At 41.4% G+C, this 16,334-nt stretch carries 15 protein-coding genes and 1 tRNA gene; 5 read left to right on the plus strand and 11 right to left on the minus strand.

Annotation, left to right across the window (positions count from 1 at the left end; genetic code table 11):
* Positions 1-446: 446 nt before the first annotated feature.
* Genes C2759_RS10400 through C2759_RS10415 form a run of 4 tightly spaced genes read right to left on the minus strand, consistent with a single transcriptional unit; the run spans position 447 to position 4,449 of the window.
* Entirely contained in the window at positions 447-1,427 is a 981-nt protein-coding gene (locus C2759_RS10400) for a hypothetical protein (protein ID WP_215355275.1), read from the minus strand.
* Positions 1,428-1,437: 10 nt separating this feature from the next.
* On the minus strand, positions 1,438-2,604 hold the full coding sequence (locus C2759_RS10405; RefSeq protein ID WP_215355277.1) for a tetratricopeptide repeat protein: 1,167 nt from the start codon (positions 2,602-2,604) through the stop codon (positions 1,438-1,440).
* Positions 2,605-2,627: 23 nt separating this feature from the next.
* A complete protein-coding gene (locus C2759_RS10410) occupies positions 2,628-3,377 on the minus strand; it encodes a hypothetical protein (protein WP_215355279.1) in 750 nt (249 codons plus the stop codon).
* Positions 3,370-4,449: an SPFH domain-containing protein gene (locus C2759_RS10415; protein ID WP_215355280.1), complete on the minus strand. Its 1,080-nt coding sequence runs from the start codon at positions 4,447-4,449 to the stop codon at positions 3,370-3,372. The genes C2759_RS10410 and C2759_RS10415 overlap by 8 nt, the downstream gene beginning before the upstream one ends.
* Before the next feature lie 225 nt (positions 4,450-4,674).
* Between C2759_RS10415 and C2759_RS10420 the strand changes: the two genes are divergently transcribed.
* Complete coding sequence (locus C2759_RS10420; protein ID WP_215355283.1) at positions 4,675-5,097, plus strand: DUF2628 domain-containing protein; 423 nt, start codon at positions 4,675-4,677, stop codon at positions 5,095-5,097.
* A 38-nt stretch (positions 5,098-5,135) separates the two neighbouring features.
* Positions 5,136-5,453, plus strand: coding sequence for a hypothetical protein (locus C2759_RS10425; protein WP_215355285.1), 318 nt, complete (start codon positions 5,136-5,138; stop codon positions 5,451-5,453).
* Positions 5,454-5,794: 341 nt separating this feature from the next.
* Here the strand turns inward: C2759_RS10425 and C2759_RS10430 are convergent, their stop codons facing one another.
* Positions 5,795-6,529, minus strand: coding sequence for a serine aminopeptidase domain-containing protein (locus C2759_RS10430; RefSeq protein ID WP_215355286.1), 735 nt, complete (start codon positions 6,527-6,529; stop codon positions 5,795-5,797).
* A 525-nt stretch (positions 6,530-7,054) separates the two neighbouring features.
* Positions 7,055-8,557 (minus strand): hypothetical protein, encoded by a 1,503-nt coding sequence (locus C2759_RS10435; RefSeq protein WP_215355288.1) that lies wholly within the window; start codon positions 8,555-8,557, stop codon positions 7,055-7,057.
* A 144-nt stretch (positions 8,558-8,701) separates the two neighbouring features.
* On the opposite strand from C2759_RS10435, the gene C2759_RS10440 reads away from it, so the two are divergent.
* A complete protein-coding gene (locus tag C2759_RS10440; RefSeq protein WP_215355290.1) occupies positions 8,702-9,346 on the plus strand; it encodes a hypothetical protein in 645 nt (214 codons plus the stop codon).
* A 2-nt stretch (positions 9,347-9,348) separates the two neighbouring features.
* Complete coding sequence (locus C2759_RS10445) at positions 9,349-10,500, plus strand: hypothetical protein (RefSeq protein ID WP_215355292.1); 1,152 nt, start codon at positions 9,349-9,351, stop codon at positions 10,498-10,500.
* Positions 10,501-10,683: 183 nt separating this feature from the next.
* On the opposite strand, the gene C2759_RS10450 is transcribed toward C2759_RS10445, so the two are convergent.
* Positions 10,684-11,778, minus strand: coding sequence for a hypothetical protein (locus C2759_RS10450; protein ID WP_215355294.1), 1,095 nt, complete (start codon positions 11,776-11,778; stop codon positions 10,684-10,686).
* 227 nt (positions 11,779-12,005) lie between these two features.
* Between C2759_RS10450 and C2759_RS10455 the strand changes: the two genes are divergently transcribed.
* A complete protein-coding gene (locus tag C2759_RS10455; RefSeq protein ID WP_215355296.1) occupies positions 12,006-12,200 on the plus strand; it encodes a hypothetical protein in 195 nt (64 codons plus the stop codon).
* 32 nt (positions 12,201-12,232) lie between these two features.
* On the opposite strand, the gene C2759_RS10460 is transcribed toward C2759_RS10455, so the two are convergent.
* From C2759_RS10460 to C2759_RS10475, 4 genes are all read right to left on the minus strand, one after another.
* A tRNA-Phe gene (locus C2759_RS10460) sits at positions 12,233-12,308 on the minus strand.
* 161 nt (positions 12,309-12,469) lie between these two features.
* Positions 12,470-13,801 carry an FAD/NAD(P)-binding protein gene (locus C2759_RS10465; protein WP_215355298.1) on the minus strand — a complete coding sequence of 444 codons (1,332 nt, stop codon included), beginning with the start codon at positions 13,799-13,801 and terminating at the stop codon, positions 12,470-12,472.
* Positions 13,802-13,890: 89 nt separating this feature from the next.
* Positions 13,891-14,076: a hypothetical protein gene (locus C2759_RS10470; protein WP_215355300.1), complete on the minus strand. Its 186-nt coding sequence runs from the start codon at positions 14,074-14,076 to the stop codon at positions 13,891-13,893.
* A 9-nt stretch (positions 14,077-14,085) separates the two neighbouring features.
* Complete coding sequence (locus C2759_RS10475; RefSeq protein WP_215355301.1) at positions 14,086-16,290, minus strand: OsmC domain/YcaO domain-containing protein; 2,205 nt, start codon at positions 16,288-16,290, stop codon at positions 14,086-14,088.
* Positions 16,291-16,334: the final 44 nt, after the last annotated feature.

Raw genomic sequence — 16,334 nt, forward strand, 5'->3', positions numbered from 1 at the left:
AATTTCCTCAAGTAACGCACCAAATGTGTGCCATACAATTCCTGTTATAGAGCCGCTTTTATAAAGGGCAGCTTATGATGAGGATATATGGTCCATTGGATTCATACGATCTCTTTCATCTGGCTTTGCTGGGTTTTAGATTAACTGCCAAATTTTTTTTTAACATACTATTTTGAAATTTATATGTATTGTTACTTGTCCCGTAGCAAATTATTCAAATGGGGCGTTTTTAGGGGGATATTTTTGATGATGACTTCAGAGCAACGCCATCCAACCAAAGGAGTCTCATCTGCCAAGCCCGAAAAGAAAATAGCCCAGCAAGTGGGCTATTGACATTCTTGGTGGCCCGGGGCGGAATCGAACCAGGGCCGAGGATGCCTAATCCACCGCCACTACAAAATCAATTTCTACTGGGGCATTCCTTCCGCCTAAACTGTCGACTCTACTTATAAAGCTCCTGAAACTATTAACAAACTAAAGCCAATAAAGAAAGATGTCATCGTAATGAAGGAAACCCTATCTAATTTAACGCTACTAAATGAAATAGACTCTTTTTGACTTAGAAATCTAGAAATAGATGTCAGGATCAAAAGAATCATAATTGTGAGCATTCCCAACATATGCAGCATATCAATTAGAGTTACTGCGGTTGTATCTCCTTGCTTTGCATCCACGAACTGCTGATTCACCACTACAGCAAGAAGCGTTCCCCCTAATAGCCCCATACGACCGCTAAATATATCCTCGCTAATCGTTGGCATAAAGCATGAGCATAGTGCCACAAAAACGGCAAGAAATAAGCCCATGGTTAATTTAAAAAAAATAAATGGGGCGTCCCTCTCGATAAGAATATCTAGTACCAATCGGGAATAGGATTCTTTGCTTGGAGCAGTAAAATTACCAAAATTAGAATCGTAAGTCTTTAGGTCCTTCCTCAAATTAACTGATTTAATTTTCCATCCATCAATAGAGATCGCGCTATCGAAGCCGCTAGTATTGTCAGGCTGGTATTCTAGAAGGGATGAATTAAGCAACCCGTCCTCAAAAGATATTTGCAAATTTTGTGTATCAAATGGAAACTTCTCTAAGTTGAAGTCATGCAAAAAAACACTCTGAACCTTTTTTTGTTGAAGGGTAATTTTTTGATTCAATATTTCAGTATTTTGATTAGAGAAAATTCTCGGAAATTCGCTACTTGAGTAATTAATCTCTAAAGAATCATTCATTTTATATTTGGCATGTTGGGAAGACAAAGTCCAAACCCAAAAATCAGCGCTAAAGGTTCCCTTATCGGCATTAATGTTATGTAAAGAAGTTACAAATGCGCCAAGTTTAATTTGCTCTGGCTGCGCTTTCTCCCCAGCAGCAAATGCCGAAGTTGATACTGTAAGCAGAAAAACTAGAAGGTGTCTAACGACAAATTTCATTTTTGACCTACTAGTTACTTAATTGATTTAATGCTTTAGTTATAGCGAATCGCAAATTTTCATTCGGATCATCGCTTGCTGTATTTTTTAAGAATTGAAGTGCTTTTTCTTTATTTCCAGAAAACTGGAAGCCCACCAAGAAAGCGGCGGCGGCTGCATCCATTCGTAAGGTATAGGCATAAAGCTCGCCTAAATTGGCCCAGGCACTAGTTCTGCTTGGTGCATATGACAGCACAAGCCCTAATGCCTGTTCAGCCTGAGGGTAATTCCCAGATTTTAATAATGCATATGCGTAATTATTAATGATTTCAACGTCCGCAGGATTTGCTTTACTAGCCTCATAAAATACTCTTGCCGCCTCAATATAATTCGCTTGCCTAAAAGCAACTAAGCCATTTTCATTTAATGTTCTCGCTACTTTTACATCTCCCTTTTCTTGTTTCGGAAATTCTTCAATTTTTGATTTGGCGTCTGCCAATTTTATAAAGCTGGAGTTATTTAATAACATCTCAGTCAATAACCCAGCAGTTTGGGTTGGTGCAATTACAGTCTTAATGTTATCAAGGCTGATAGCTGTAGATACTGTTTCTGCTATTGGTGCTGGCTGTGGAGCCACTTCTACAGCACTCTGTGGTACGGCGGGCAGGGTGGTTTGACCGGCGTTGAAGTCGGCATGTTTATTAATAATTGGCAATACAAAATACGCCACTGTAGCTAATGTAATTAAGCCTGCGCCACTAATCGCAAAGCGCACTAATTTTTTATTCTGCGCCGCACCTTCTACAGTTTTTTTTCCATACAAAATATCTTGGGGGTCACTTAATACCGATGAGGTTGGGCCCAAATTTTGTAATGCCTTAACAGCATTGTGTGTACCCAATTCACCGCTAATAATTTCACGGCAAATTCGTGCATCAGAGTCTTTAGGCTTAGCTAAAATACACCGATGAGCATATTCACTTGCGCTTTGAATATTGCGACTAACGCCCACGCCAATAAAGTAGATCAGCGCCGAAGCAAGCATGGCCTTTATGCATCCCAAGTCTGCAGCATCCAATAGTTTAGCGGCTGCCATGCCATCATCTTTTGGTTTGCCAATACCGGTATAAAAGGCCATACCATCCACAAATAACTCCTCTCCAGGAGAGCCCTGACTAGAGCTTGATTCATTTGCCATTTCAGTCTTTCATTAATTGAAAATTAGTTTTTGGTTAAAGCTATTTTGTCTTTCATTACCTTTGTTTGTCTCTTGAAGTCATCCAAGACGAGTTTCTTCTGTTCTACATTTAAATATTGGTAATCTTTAATTAAGTCTTTTTGAGACTGAGCCCAGCTATTAGCAGCCTCAACCAATTTCTTGAATTGACTCTGCCCAGAATATACGGGGAGGTATCTTGCTTCTTCAATAAGCAAGTCAATGTGCTTTTTAGCATCCGCATCAAACTCAACCGTCCTCAACAAACCTTGAGATTGATTTTGTAGCAATTCTATAAGGTTTTCTTTTCTTGCAGACCCCACCTCAGCTATAGCGTTGAATGTAGTATTTGATGCGCTGACTTGTTTCGCACTCGCCCAAATAATCAGCATGATTACATGCTGAGCAGCGATTAGACTCCAGTAGATTTTATATTCTGTAGATTTCCAAGCTAGTTGATAAAAATACAGTGTGACTAATAGTGAATTTAAAAATAAGAATACGATTAGATTAGCCCTAAAAAAACTTTCATTTTTTAGTGACTTCACAACATTTTTAGCCAACACCAAAAACACCCATAGTGGACTTAATATCCAAGGCAGCATCGCAAGCGAATAATAAACACTTTCTTGCGAGGGTGCGACATCCAAAAAAACAGGTCTCCACAGTATCCCTAGTAACGCAAATAACAATGAGACGCTAAAACCGACAGCAATTAACAAATATGGTGTCATATCTTCCTTAAGGTTAGCCACCTAGAATTTTGGCTTTTTCTAAATTAAATTCTTCCTCACTCAGAATTCCACTGGTTCTCAGCTCTCCTAATTCCTTTAGTAGCTTCATCTTTTGGCTTGGATCGGCAGCTACCGAGCCAATTGCACCCGATACTTGTTGCCCAAAGACTTGTCCCACCGGTATTCCTACGCCCAATCCAAGCCCCATATTTAGAGCGCCCCCGCCTTCAGCAGGCATATTTTGAAACCGATTATCAGCATTTCCTTTTGCTCCCGTAAATCCAGCAACTCCCTCCATCGCATTAAAACTTCTTTCTTGCTGGTAATTAAATCCAACAATATCCATTTGCGCTTTTTTTGCTAAAGCTTCTCTAAGGGTCCTAATTGAAGGATCATCCTCTTTAACATCGATGTGATTCACAAAAAAATTCACAAGCTTTAACCCAAACTCTTCAAGTTGTGATTGCAGCTCTTGTTTTATTGCGTCTGAAATTTCTGTTAATTGGGTGGCAATTTCTAAAACGGAAACCCCCTCAGATCCTGCCATTTTTTTCGCAATAGTAGTTTTTGCTATTGTTAAGATCAACCCTCTAAAGTAATCCTTTAGCTTATCCTGAGTAAACTCGGTCATTGTCCCAACAAGCTTTACCAAAAACTTTCGCGAGTTTTCAATTTGCACCGCATATTGACCATGCGCTTGTATAGGAATGACAATTCGGTATTTTGAATCTTGAAGTCTGATAGGCTCACTTGTTCCCCAACGAACATCTAGCGGTATAGCCCTATTTAGGAACCAGACTTCAGCTGTAAAAGGTGATCTCCCAAAGGGTAGATTAAGAATTTTTCCAATGACGGGTAAATTCTCTGTTTTTAGAACATGTCTACCGGGCCCAAAAGGGCCGTCCATCGCACCACCACGAAATAAAACGGCCTCTTGCGATTCATGAACAATTAACTGTGTCCAGGTTGATAGTTCAGTACTCCCGAACTTCCAAGCATAAACTTGATCTATCGGCACGGCAATCTTGCCTGACCCTTGCTGGGAGTTTTTATTGGTTTCCTCGTCCCACTTAACGACATCAATAATTGCCATAAATTCATCCTTAATTTAGATTTAAAGCAAAAGGAAGGGGCTTATGCTGTAATTTGCGCCATTTGTGTAAGAATCGTTACAATTTTTAATGGTTAAAGTGATTATACTAATCGAAACTAGATTTATCAGACTCTTTGAGCGAAAGACATATTATCTATGCAATGCATTACATGTGGCGGCCAAAACCAGGTTGAAACTAAAAAATGTGGGTATTGTGGGTCTGATATGCGCTCGTCTGATCAGACTCATCAGCCTAAAAATTCTGGCGCTTTATTGGGCATCTCTATAAACACGCCCAATACCGCAGCTGATGAAAAGTGGAGTGGCTTGACCATTAAGCCAGAACATGGGGAAAGCGAAGGCAGGGATATTACTGCTGGCCTAGACCAATATTACAAAGATGCTTTCAAGGTATTTGAAAGCACTTCTCCGCCTAAATTTGCGCCCAAATTTAACTGGGCGGCATTTCTTTTTGGTCCATTTTGGTATTTTTATCATGGCATGTGGGCAAAGGGTCTTCTTTATTTAGTCTTCAATATTGTAGTAATTGAAGCTCCTTTTTTGTGGGTTATCCCTTGGATTTATGCGTCCCTGTTTGGAACGTATGATTTTTTTATTTTAAGAAAGTTTGATAAGCAGCTCTGGTAGTGGGTATGTTTTTTATAATTAAACAAAAGGAATTAATTATGGCATTCGATACATTAGTACTAAAAAATCCAAATACAGGTGAAATTAAAAATGCTCCTGTAGGCTTCTCTTGGACTACGTTCTTTTTTGGCTTCTTCCCCGCAATTTTTAGGGGCGACTGGAAGTGGGCGGCAATAATTTTCGTTGTCGCGTTCTTCACCATCGGAGTAGGCAACATTGTTTTTGCCTTTATTTACAATAAATTTTATATAAAAGAACAAATTTACAGCAATGGATTTAAGGTAGTTAGTAGCGCAAAAGGGAATTTGCAAAGAGTCTCTTCTAATCTTGGAATTGAACTCCCCGTCCTTCAGTAAAGTTGCTGATATTTTAGTTCTGCTACGCGGAAGTTATTAAAGCTTTGAAGTAAGTCTCTAATATCTAGATACTTACTCCCATTCCGCGTTTGATTTGGAAGGCCCCACCCATGATTCGTCCTTTTAAAGGACACTTCATATGTGGGGTACCCCTAGCATGACCAATTGAATAGTCCGAGCGGTCAATCAGGATTTGGCATCCTGAAACTAGATTTAGAGTTCTCAGAAAGATAGCCACGCTGGGCTAAGGTAGTCGCACCATCTGCTACTTTGGCGCCACTATGGATTCTTGGTGGCCCGGGGCGGAATCTACCAGGGCCGAGGATGTCTGATCCACCCAGCTAATTTGCCAAAATAAATTTGGCGGCGGCATTGACCATCTGGTCTTCTACCTTATTGAACCCATGGTATGCCAATCCCATACATGGCAAGCCTACGTCTTCTCCCCCATCAATCATGACTAATTCTGATTTAGTTTCTTTACTTCGCCCCTTAATGATTGATTCTGATGCGCTTATTGGTGTAGCGGCGCACGCTTCTTTTTGATGGTGGATTGCCATTACCGGCTTACTAAAGTTATTGCCTAAAGTTTCCCCAATATGTGTCCCGGCAATAATGATCCCAGCTACTGCCCCAGACTTCTCGCTCTGATTCGCAAATTGAACTGCTGTTACCGTTCCCATGCTGTGTCCAAAAATCCAGACGGGTACATTGAATTTATTTCTGTAATATTTAACGACACTTTCAACTCGTGCTATGTGTTCAGATTTGCCGCGTACATTCCCACGCCTTGCGTCACCCAAATCATAGGGCGAATCCACCAATACTGAATTAATTCCATACTGCTGCCATAATCCTGCCGAACGATTTAGCGGATTTTGCTTGGTGGTTGACCCGTCAGACTTTAAATCTAATACCCCATCGCCACCAATGAATAGAAGAACAACTGCTTTTGGCTTGGCAGTCTCAATTAGAAATGTTTTTGTAGGTGTCTCACCAGTCTGTGGAACCTCTAGCAACTGTCCATAGACAAAAGCCGGCACGAAAAGCGATATCAGACAAATAATTATTTTCATTGAGCGTGTCTCCATTAGCTTTAAATATTAGCATCATCTACGTTGTCGTTTTAAACGACATCAACTGACGCAAGGATGTCTAATTGACGTGTCCTTTTAAAGGACGGTTCATACTGGGGGTATCCGAAAGTAATGGTGGCTAACCATGCCAAGCCCTAAATGAAAATAGCCCAACTAGTGGGCTATTGAGATTCTTGGTGGCCCGGGGCGGAATCGAACCACCGACACAAGGATTTTCAACTCTGCCCCCCCAGACTAAACTCCCGCTAGATCTCAAAAGGTTCACCCCACCCGAGTCTAACTTTGTGCACAAAACTTTGATGGAGTGATCTAAGAGACTGAATTGGTTGAGTTATTTTGACCCACGCAAGGAGTGAGGGAAAGTTTGGTGGCGTGATGGGGATTCGACTGACGCAGGGGAGATAACTCCTTGTTGTGATCGGGGATACCTCACACATGAAGTGTCCTTTAAAAGGACAAAATAAAACCACCCCGAAGGGTGGTTTTATCCAGAACAAGGGCCAACTAATTTAGTTTGTACACATAACATGCTGTACGAACATTATTTTTGTATTTATTTTGTTCACAATTTTGCAATGCATTTTGAGTTGCTTGTTGCGGTGTTGGGCTGTTATAGCTCATAGTGCAATAACTATTTGTACCGTCATAAGCTACAGCATAGGCCTTATTGTTTCCATAACCAGGCTTGTTATAATTTGCATTGAAGTGATTCGTGCACTGAGAAGGCAATACCTGAGGATTTGCTAGGGCACGTTTTCTCTCCTCCTCTTCCCTTGCCGCCTCTTGCTTCGCAAATTCCTGACGTTGAGCCTCTTCAGCTTTTGCAAGCTCCTCCTGTCTTAATGTTTCTTGCTTAGTCTCTTCTTGACGTTTTGCCTCTTCAGCTTTTGCAATTTCCTCTTGCTGGGTAATTTCAGCCTTACGATCAAGCTCTAGCTTATATTGCCAACCACCATATCCGATGCCGCCAATCACGGATGCCGCAACCAATCCAATCACAATTTTTTTTGCTACCTGGGGGTCAATTGAAATTGGGTTCTTAAAAACATCTGGGTTGCCCTGACTAGAGCCTAAAGCCCCTGCCTGAAAAGGTTGCTGGTGAGGTGCTGAGTTATTTGTACCTGTTGAGCCGCCATGAATAACTCCACCCGATGAGATCGAGAGTATTGCTTTCATTAAGTCAATGGCTAAGTAAAAAATTACAAAAAATACATATGCTAAAAATGGGTAGGCTAGGCCTCCCAGTACCTGGGCTACGCCTTCTATAGACTCTAACCCACCGGCATATATTTCAAAACCACTGCCTTTAATTAATCTGAATAATCCAAATATTAAATTTATAGTTCCAAAAATAGTAGCGGCACCAAAAATTATTCCAGCCATTCTTACTGATGATTTGTAGCCAAAAGCCAAAATTGCTATTGCATCCTCACCTGCTGATGTATTTTTATCAACATTAGTAGAGACCAGGCTGGGGTGGAGACTAAAGCACACTGAAAATACCAGTGCCACCAGAATTAGCACAGTCCATTTAAGAATATCTGGAGAGCTCATCTTAATCGCTAAAACCATACCTCCAAGAGCCACGAAAATTATGCCGAGCACTCCTATGAGGCCAATAACATCTATATATTCTTTGCTACTGATTTTTGTTGGATTGTTATGAACAACCGTCTTGCAACTAACCAAAAATTTTGAGCCAATGTAGTAACCCACTGCAATAGCAATCACCCACCCAATACCCGCTAAAAATGCAATGAAGGAATCTGTCTTAATGGCCGCTGTTAAACCCATTAAGAGTCCCACTATTGCCGCAAGAGGAGCCGCATAAGATGCCGCCTGCTCTAGTCTTTGCTCACTTTTTACAAAAAACTCGACGCTAATTGCTTTTCTAAAAAATTTAATCAGATTATCAATAATCTGATTGCTGTGGTCCATCGGGTTCATTTTGTCTCCATTTTGGCTTTTTGGGATTTGTGAAATTTTTATTCGATTCGAATATATCAAACTATTCTGAAATTTTATGTATTTTTACTTTACCTTTAGGAAATTATTCAATAAGAGGTGCTTTTGCAGGGCATTTCAATTAATTCGGTTGTAAATTCATCTAATTATGTTAAAAATTAGAGTAATTAATTTTTATCTACATTTATGAAAATCCTATTTTTAGCCCTCTCCGCATCTTTCATTCTTGGGGCATGCTCCACTACCCCTAATAAATCTGCCGAAAGCGCTAATCTTAAAGATCGGGCTATTGCTACAGACTTTACGGATGAGGGCATCAAAATCACCTATACCTTTACTGGAAAACTCGATTCCATCGAGGTGTATGGGCAAGCCGAAGCATGGAGAGGAAACGTAGAGGCTATCGCTGAAGCAGATGCCATGGCTAAATTAACTAAGTTTGTTAATGGCAGGAATGTGTCTACAGAGCGCCGCGTCAAGGTCATTGGTCGCTCAATTGAAGAGGCGCAAGACAACAAACTGGACAAATATAAGAGTCAGGATGGTACGATTAATGTCACAGACAAACAGGTAGATTACGAGCCCTATGTTGATAAAAATCAACAGTCATCCCAAGATACCAGCGCCATGCGTAACGCTAAGGTCATTAACGAGACAATCGTCACTACAGTAACCAATATCACCTCCAAGGGTCGCCTTACTGGCGTTCGTAAAATTCGCGACTTCCAGCGCAATGATGGAAAAACTTATGTTGCTGTCTATGTATGGAGCGATAAAGACCAGGCTACCTCTGAATACATCCGTAATCGGATGCAAGGCAAATCACAGTAATCATGCGTTTTAAAGTAATTGCATTAGCTATTTGTCTATGCTGTGCAGTTACGGCTAAAGGCCAAATACTTGGGGCCTTAGCCCCCAGCCCCCTGACTATTGCCCTAACTGTTGGGCAGTGGTTAGTAAAAGACTCTCAAAAAGCCTATTACGTTCAGGTTGAGTCTACTGCGGCTACACCCGCCCAAGCGAGAGCTGAAGGCTTTAAATTAGCGGTTGGCCAAGCAGTTGGAACATTGGTAGTGGCTGAGAGTGAAGTGAAAAATCAACAACTTGTTCGTAATGAAATCATTCAATACTCATCTGGCTATATTCAGGATTTTAAAATCTTAGGCGAGACTCACGTAGGCTCCATGACGAGAGTTGTGATGGATGTCTGGGTGACTGAGAGCAAAATTGCTGACAGACTACTTAATGTAAGTAAAGCTGATGGTGCGGTGGATGGTGAAAAGTCTGCGGCTCAATATCGCTCTAACTTAAATCAAATGCAATCGGGTGATCGTTTGCTAGAGTTGATTTTGAATGACTTTCCTAGCAAATCATTTGATATCAAGGCTGGTAAGTCTATTGTGACAATGCCCGCCAGAAGCATTCAAATTCAAATACCCATCAATATTTCTTGGAATAAGGAATACATCTCTAGCCTAACTGAGGTACTAGATAAAGTACGCCAAGGCAGAACTGCAAATTACTATGGGGGACCAAACTGGGCCGCAGTTATCCGCTACAAAAATAAGTCGGATTGGAGTATGTCTACAGCCTCGTTTAGAGACACAATTAAATTAGAGCTCATAGAATCCAATCTGATTAAATCTGAACCACTTATTAAGTTAATCATCAAGGATGAAGCCGGATATCACCTTTTTGGGCAATGCTTTCGTTATCCCGGATTATCAGGGGCTTATTTGGGCGAGCCCGTTCCTCTCATTGGTTACGTTAAAGATCGTTATGGGAATACTGCGGGTCAATTTTTCAGCTATGGGGGCGAATTTGGCGAAAGAACCAATTTGAAATCTGCTGACTTAAGTATTTTTGGGGACTTTAAAGATGAACCGGTCCTAATAATTGATTTGCCGCCCAATATTGCGCTAGAGCGGCTAGGGGGGATGAGTAAAACTGAGATAACTGTAGTTCGTGGAAGTAGTTGCAGATAACTACAGTGCCAAGCCCAAAAGAAAATAGCCCAACAAGTGGGCTATTGAGATTCTTGGTGGCCCGGGGCGGAATCGAACTAGGGCCGAGGATGACTGACTCTATCTCTGGACTGTCTCTTTAAACAACATATCAATCTAATCAAATAAATGATTTTACTTCGACTGGTCTGAAAAATAATTTAGCTAAATTTTATTTTTTCTAAGTTGATCATCAATTGTTTTTTGTTTTAGCTCTTCTACTTTCTTTTTTTCAAGCTCAACCGCCTCAGAGAATTCTTTTTTATATTTTTTATTACTATCTATAATTGATTCATAATTTTGTGGCTCTGCGAATTTACAGATAAAACTTGTTTTTCTAAGACAAGAATAAGGCCTAAAATTCGTTCCCCCAAAACATGTTGAGTATCTCACTACTGAAACAGTTAGCGTATCTCTTTCAACTCTAATTGATTCAATTGTATCTTCATATTTGTCATCCAAGGGATATGATTCAACAACCTTAAATTGATGATAATTATCAGGCTTATCACTTACATCTTTAATTAATTCATATTCTTTAAACGATGAATCCAATTTTGACTTTGCTGCTTCATATGAAGTGAACCTAGCAATATCGTATCCGCTCTTAGAAAAGGATAAAAAATTAGCCGTGGCATTATTTGACTCCCCCGAACATGTCAAAGCATATTCAACTTTATCTGCCATTCTTTTTTCTTCATACCTTTCTTGCTCCCTATTCAAAGCAGAATTTACGAAGCTATGTGACTTGAGTGTTAATGCCTGTGCCTCCACGTTTGTGACAACTTTAATGAAATCTGCTTGATTTACGTCAGGATGAATTATATTTAAGGGGCCAGCGACGCCTCTAAAAAGAAAAATGTTACCCGTTTTCAACTTTGAATTTTCAAAAGACCTCCACTGTATGTCTACCTTCTTGCCTCCCTCATACAGCCTGACTCTTTTACTATCTCCCTCATAAAATGCCAGCCATAGTATTTGTTTATTCTGACAATTTTTACGATAGAAATCTCCTCCGTTTTCCCTTTTAAATTCTCCAGCTGAAAAACAGTAGTTTGGGCCTCTGTATGCTACGTCTTCGAAATCTTTTTTTGTATCAAAATTACCATAACTTTTTATTTCAGCCATTTCTTTGGCATCGGCAAATCCCAGCGATACCGCTAATTTATCTTCATTCTTTAGTATTTTTTCCGATTCATTGCCACAACCAGTCGCCAAGATTGTCGAAATTATGACTACATAAAATTTCAATATTTTCATAATTATTTTGTTTGGGTGTTGGATTAAATGAAAAAATATTAATTGAATATTTAAAGAATATCAATTACCTATCAATTTATACTAGACCCCTATATTTTTCTATATACAATTTTTAATCTGGATTTCGACTACCCTCTTCATTCCCACAATAATCAAGCCAATAATTACATAGAAACACCGAGGGGTCGCAGGATAGCTGGCCCTGCGGTGGTGGCGATAATTGGACTATGAGGAATTATGAAGTTATCTCCATTGATCCTACCGACCAAATGAACCACTGGGTTATTACCTATCGAACAGCTAATGGCCTCACCGACAAGCAATCTGTCGTGGCAATTGACTCCAACGATGCTTTTATTGTGTTTCGTAACCAAATGATTAAAGAAGCTAAGGCTAAAGTTAAGTTTATTAAACCTAAATGAAAAAACCACCCGAAGGTGGTTTTAGTGTTTCTTGGTGGCCCGGGGCGGAATCGAACCACCGACACAAGGATTTTCAATCCTCTGCTCTACCGACTGAGCTACCAGGCCAAGAGATGGAATTATAAATGAAACTGTGTTTTAGCTCGGAAAACGTTCAAACTGCGCTTATCCTGCTTCACTAGCAGAGAAATCCTATGGGGGCGTCCCCCTACGGCGGGTGAATGGGGATAAGGCAGGAGACTGAAGTTGCTCTTTATGGTGTCCGTCTATTACTTAGATGTTATTTGAATCGATAACTGCTCGGCCTGTTTGGCAATTGAGCTTGCAGCTATCACGTCGCCTAGGCTGCCCATAGTTGCCGGCCCAATCATCCATAAATCATCCCATTCCCCACCCGATAACTTGGAAACCTTATAGTCGCTAGTTACCGCAATCGATTTTCCAAGGGCATCCGGTCTTGCAATTTGATCTGCAATTAACTTACTAAGCAAAGGATCGCGCCCAACCCCAGTGCAATTGAATATCCGATCTCCCGACACCTTAGACCCATCGCCCAAAACTACCGTTACTGTTTGTGCAACCTCAATTCGTTTGGCGCGCCCCAATACAAATTGAATCTGCTTATTAGCCTCCAGCTTTCTATAGGCCTTAATTGTTTGGGGTGATGCCCTAAAGCGATATAAAGACCAAAGCCAGCCGAGCCGCTTAAAAAGAATTCGACGCTGGAAATAAGAAAATTGCTGCCAAATCATATTTATATTTGGTCTGAGCTCTTCCCATGCGCTTTGCCACACCACGCTATCCGTTGGTGCGGAAGGAAGGTAGTTACGAATAAAGCGAACTAACTTAGCCGGAGTTAAGTTTTTTGGCCAATCGGGTTGACCCTCTCTCTTCCAGCCCGCTTGCATCGGCGGGAAGACTGCTCTTGGACCTATCACTTTAATCAAGCCTTGATGCCCTTGACCAACAAGCGCATTAATTGCATCTAGTGCAGTTAAGCCTCCGCCAAGCAAAATAATTTCTTCATGAGAATGAATATTGCCGAGGTCCTGACCCACCCAAGGCCTCTCAATAAGCTGCGAAGGGCTCATAGCAGTCTGAATACTTTGAACGGCGCAGGGCCAAATAGGTGGCGGATTACCGGTTGCAATAATCACCCGCTGCGCAACAATCTTCTTGAGCGTATCTGTCTCAAGATACCAATACTCATTAGTCTTATATAGATTGCTTATTTTTGCATAAATTTGATCGATCTGATCTGAGCCAAGTTCTTTGCTTACAAGCTCAGAAATATAGCGACCAAAATCATGGCGTCGATAAAAGTAGCCCGCATCCGTTTGTGCTTCAGGGTCATCTATATGCACCTCAGCCCACCTTGCAAAATGCAATGGGTCCTCAGAAAAAACAGATGGAAGATCCTCGCGAACATTGAGGCGAAAAAAAGGGCTAATGCAGTTATATGCATTCCCTTTACCCAATAATCCAGGGCCAATTAATACAATCTTTGACCAATGTATTCCCCTGCGCAAGAGATGAATCAACGCAGCTGCGGCAGCAAAGCCATCCCCAATAATTGCAATTTCTTTTATATCTTGGGTCATCAGGAAATTATTAGAATGGAAATCAAAACCCGCATTTTTTCTTTGTCAGCCCCACTACGACATAAGTGCTTGCGCACTGAATAATGGGCTTACTCCTCCCACGGGAATCTTGCACGACTTAATTCTTCCATCATTTCGCGCTTGCTTGGGGCCCTTCTTCTAGTGGTGCTATTGTCACTTTTAGGTGCATTTTGAAAATCATTAGCGCATCCTAGCTCTGAAAGTTCGCAAGGCGCCATAGATTCTTGATCGATTGGTTTTAGAGGTGTTGTCAATGCCCAATCCTAATTAGTCACAATTGCCATTTTTGCTCTAGCGGCATGTATTTTTCTATAGCTATCTATCAAACGGTGATGCCTATCGAGGCCCTCGAGTTTCATGCTTGTGGGGGTTAAACCATAGAAGCGAATAGTTCCATCTACGGACCCCACTACAGCATCCATTCTCTCGCTACCAAACATTCTACGAAAGTTAACTAGGTAGTCATCAAGCTCTAAGTCGTCATCTAGCACCGTCTCTAACACTGCATTTAAGGCCTGATAAAACAATTTACGCTCGACTGTATTGTCGTTATATTGAAGGAAAGAGCCGACAAGCTCATGGGCCTCTTCATGCTGCTTCAAAGCAAGATGAATGAGTAGCTTTAACTCCAACACTGTTAACTGACCCCAGGGCGTATTTTCATCAAACTCGATACCAATCAGTGTGGCGATATCACCGTACTCATCTAGCTCATTATTTTCTAAGCGCTCAAGCAGCGCGTATAAGCTGGCATCATCTAAATTGGATATACTCAAAATATCGGCGCGGAATAACAACGCTTTATTGGTGTTGTCCCAAACAAGGTCTTCAATTGGATAAACCTCAGAATAGCCAGGCACTAAGATTCGACACGCGATTGCTCCTAGCTGATCATAGGTCGCAACGTAAGCTTCTTTGCCAATAGACTGAAGAATGCCGAACAAGGTGGCTACCTCTTCTTCATTCGAGTTTTCACCTTTGCCAGAAAAATCCCACTCAACAAAATCGTAGTCTGATCTTGCACTGAAGAAACGCCAAGAGACGATGCCGCTTGAATCAATAAAGTGTTCAACAAAGTTATTTGGCTCGGTGACCGCTTCACTTATAAAGGTAGGCGGGGGCAAATCATTGAGGCCCTCCAAGCTTCGCCCCTGAAGTAGCTCTGTCAAACTCCGCTCCAATGCCACCTCTAAACTTGGATGCGCGCCGAATGAAGCAAACACGCCACCTGTTCTTGGGTTCATTAGAGTAACGCACATAACTGGATATACACCACCCAGTGAAGCGTCCTTTACCAATACTGGAAAGCCCTGCTCCTCAAGACTCTGAATGCCTGCCAAGATGCTAGGGTACTTTGCAAGCACTTCCTGCGGAACATCTGGCAAAGCAATTTCACGTTCAAGAATTTCACGCTTCAATGCTCGCTCAAATATCTCAGATAAGCATTGCACCTGAGCTTCAGCCAGCGTATTGCCAGCGCTCATACCATTGCTGACATAGAGATTTTCAATCAGGTTAGAAGGAAAATACACAGTCTCACCATCGGACTGGCGCATATAGGGCAATGAACAAATACCGCGCTCGCCATTACCAGAATTAGTGTCAATCAAATGTGACCCGCGCAACTCGCCATCAGCATTAAAAATATTGAGGCAGTACTCATCCAGTATTTCTTTAGGCAGGGTATCTTTAGGGCCCGGCTTAAACCAGAGCTCAGCGGGGTAATGAACAAAGGAAGCATTAGCGATCTCTTCACCCCAGAATGCGCCCGCATAGAAATGGTTGTTACTCAGTCGCTCGATATACTCACCCAAGGCTGAAGCAAGTGCACTCTCTTTCGTAGATCCCTTGCCATTAGTAAAGCACATTGGTGAGTGTGCATCGCGAATATGCAAAGACCATACATTCGGGATTAAATTGCGCCACGAAGCGATTTCAATCTTAATTCCTAGATTAGCCAACACACCAGACATATTGGCAATAGTTTGTTCTAGCGGTAAATCTTTGCCGGCAATGTAAGTGCTCAAATTTGAATCTGGCCTTAAAGCCAATAAAGTTTGGGCATCCGCATCTAAGTTTTTAACTTCTTCAATAACAAACTCTGGGCCTTCTTGCACCACTTTCTTCACCGTACAACGCTCAATGGAGCGCAAAATACCCTGGCGATCGTTGGCAGAAATGTCTTCCGGAAGCTCTACTTGAATTTTGAAAATTTGTTGATACCGGTTTTCTGGATCGACAATATTATTTTGAGAAAGGCGAATATGCTCGGTTGAGATATTGCGTGCATCACAATACAACTTCACAAAATAGGCAGCGCATAGGGCTGACGAGGCTAAGAAGTAATCAAAAGGCCCCGGGGCTGAACCGTCACCCTTATAGCGGATAGGCTGATCAGCAATCACCGTGAAGTCGTCAAACTTAGCTTCAAGGCGTAGCTTATCGAGAAAATTAACCTTTATTTCCATGGGAATAATTCCGGAATGATATAGGCGCTATTATCCGTCGCAAC

It is taken from the genome of Polynucleobacter sp. MG-Unter2-18 (assembly GCF_018687675.1).
Lineage (GTDB): Bacteria > Pseudomonadota > Gammaproteobacteria > Burkholderiales > Burkholderiaceae > Polynucleobacter.

What these genes read in the sequence shown, in the direction of transcription:
- C2759_RS10400 (WP_215355275.1), bottom strand. Translation starts at nt 1,427, where the DNA reads ATGAAATTTGTCGTTAGACACCTTCTAGTTTTTCTGCTTACAGTATCA.
- C2759_RS10405 (WP_215355277.1), bottom strand. Translation starts at nt 2,604, where the DNA reads ATGGCAAATGAATCAAGCTCTAGTCAGGGCTCTCCTGGAGAGGAGTTA.
- C2759_RS10415 (WP_215355280.1), bottom strand. Translation starts at nt 4,449, where the DNA reads ATGGCAATTATTGATGTCGTTAAGTGGGACGAGGAAACCAATAAAAAC.
- C2759_RS10420 (WP_215355283.1), top strand. Translation starts at nt 4,675, where the DNA reads ATGCGCTCGTCTGATCAGACTCATCAGCCTAAAAATTCTGGCGCTTTA.
- C2759_RS10425 (WP_215355285.1), top strand. Translation starts at nt 5,136, where the DNA reads ATGGCATTCGATACATTAGTACTAAAAAATCCAAATACAGGTGAAATT.
- C2759_RS10430 (WP_215355286.1), bottom strand. Translation starts at nt 6,529, where the DNA reads ATGAAAATAATTATTTGTCTGATATCGCTTTTCGTGCCGGCTTTTGTC.
- C2759_RS10440 (WP_215355290.1), top strand. Translation starts at nt 8,702, where the DNA reads ATGAAAATCCTATTTTTAGCCCTCTCCGCATCTTTCATTCTTGGGGCA.
- C2759_RS10445 (WP_215355292.1), top strand. Translation starts at nt 9,349, where the DNA reads ATGCGTTTTAAAGTAATTGCATTAGCTATTTGTCTATGCTGTGCAGTT.
- C2759_RS10450 (WP_215355294.1), bottom strand. Translation starts at nt 11,778, where the DNA reads ATGAAAATATTGAAATTTTATGTAGTCATAATTTCGACAATCTTGGCG.
- C2759_RS10455 (WP_215355296.1), top strand. Translation starts at nt 12,006, where the DNA reads ATGAGGAATTATGAAGTTATCTCCATTGATCCTACCGACCAAATGAAC.
- C2759_RS10465 (WP_215355298.1), bottom strand. Translation starts at nt 13,801, where the DNA reads ATGACCCAAGATATAAAAGAAATTGCAATTATTGGGGATGGCTTTGCT.
- C2759_RS10475 (WP_215355301.1), bottom strand. Translation starts at nt 16,290, where the DNA reads ATGGAAATAAAGGTTAATTTTCTCGATAAGCTACGCCTTGAAGCTAAG.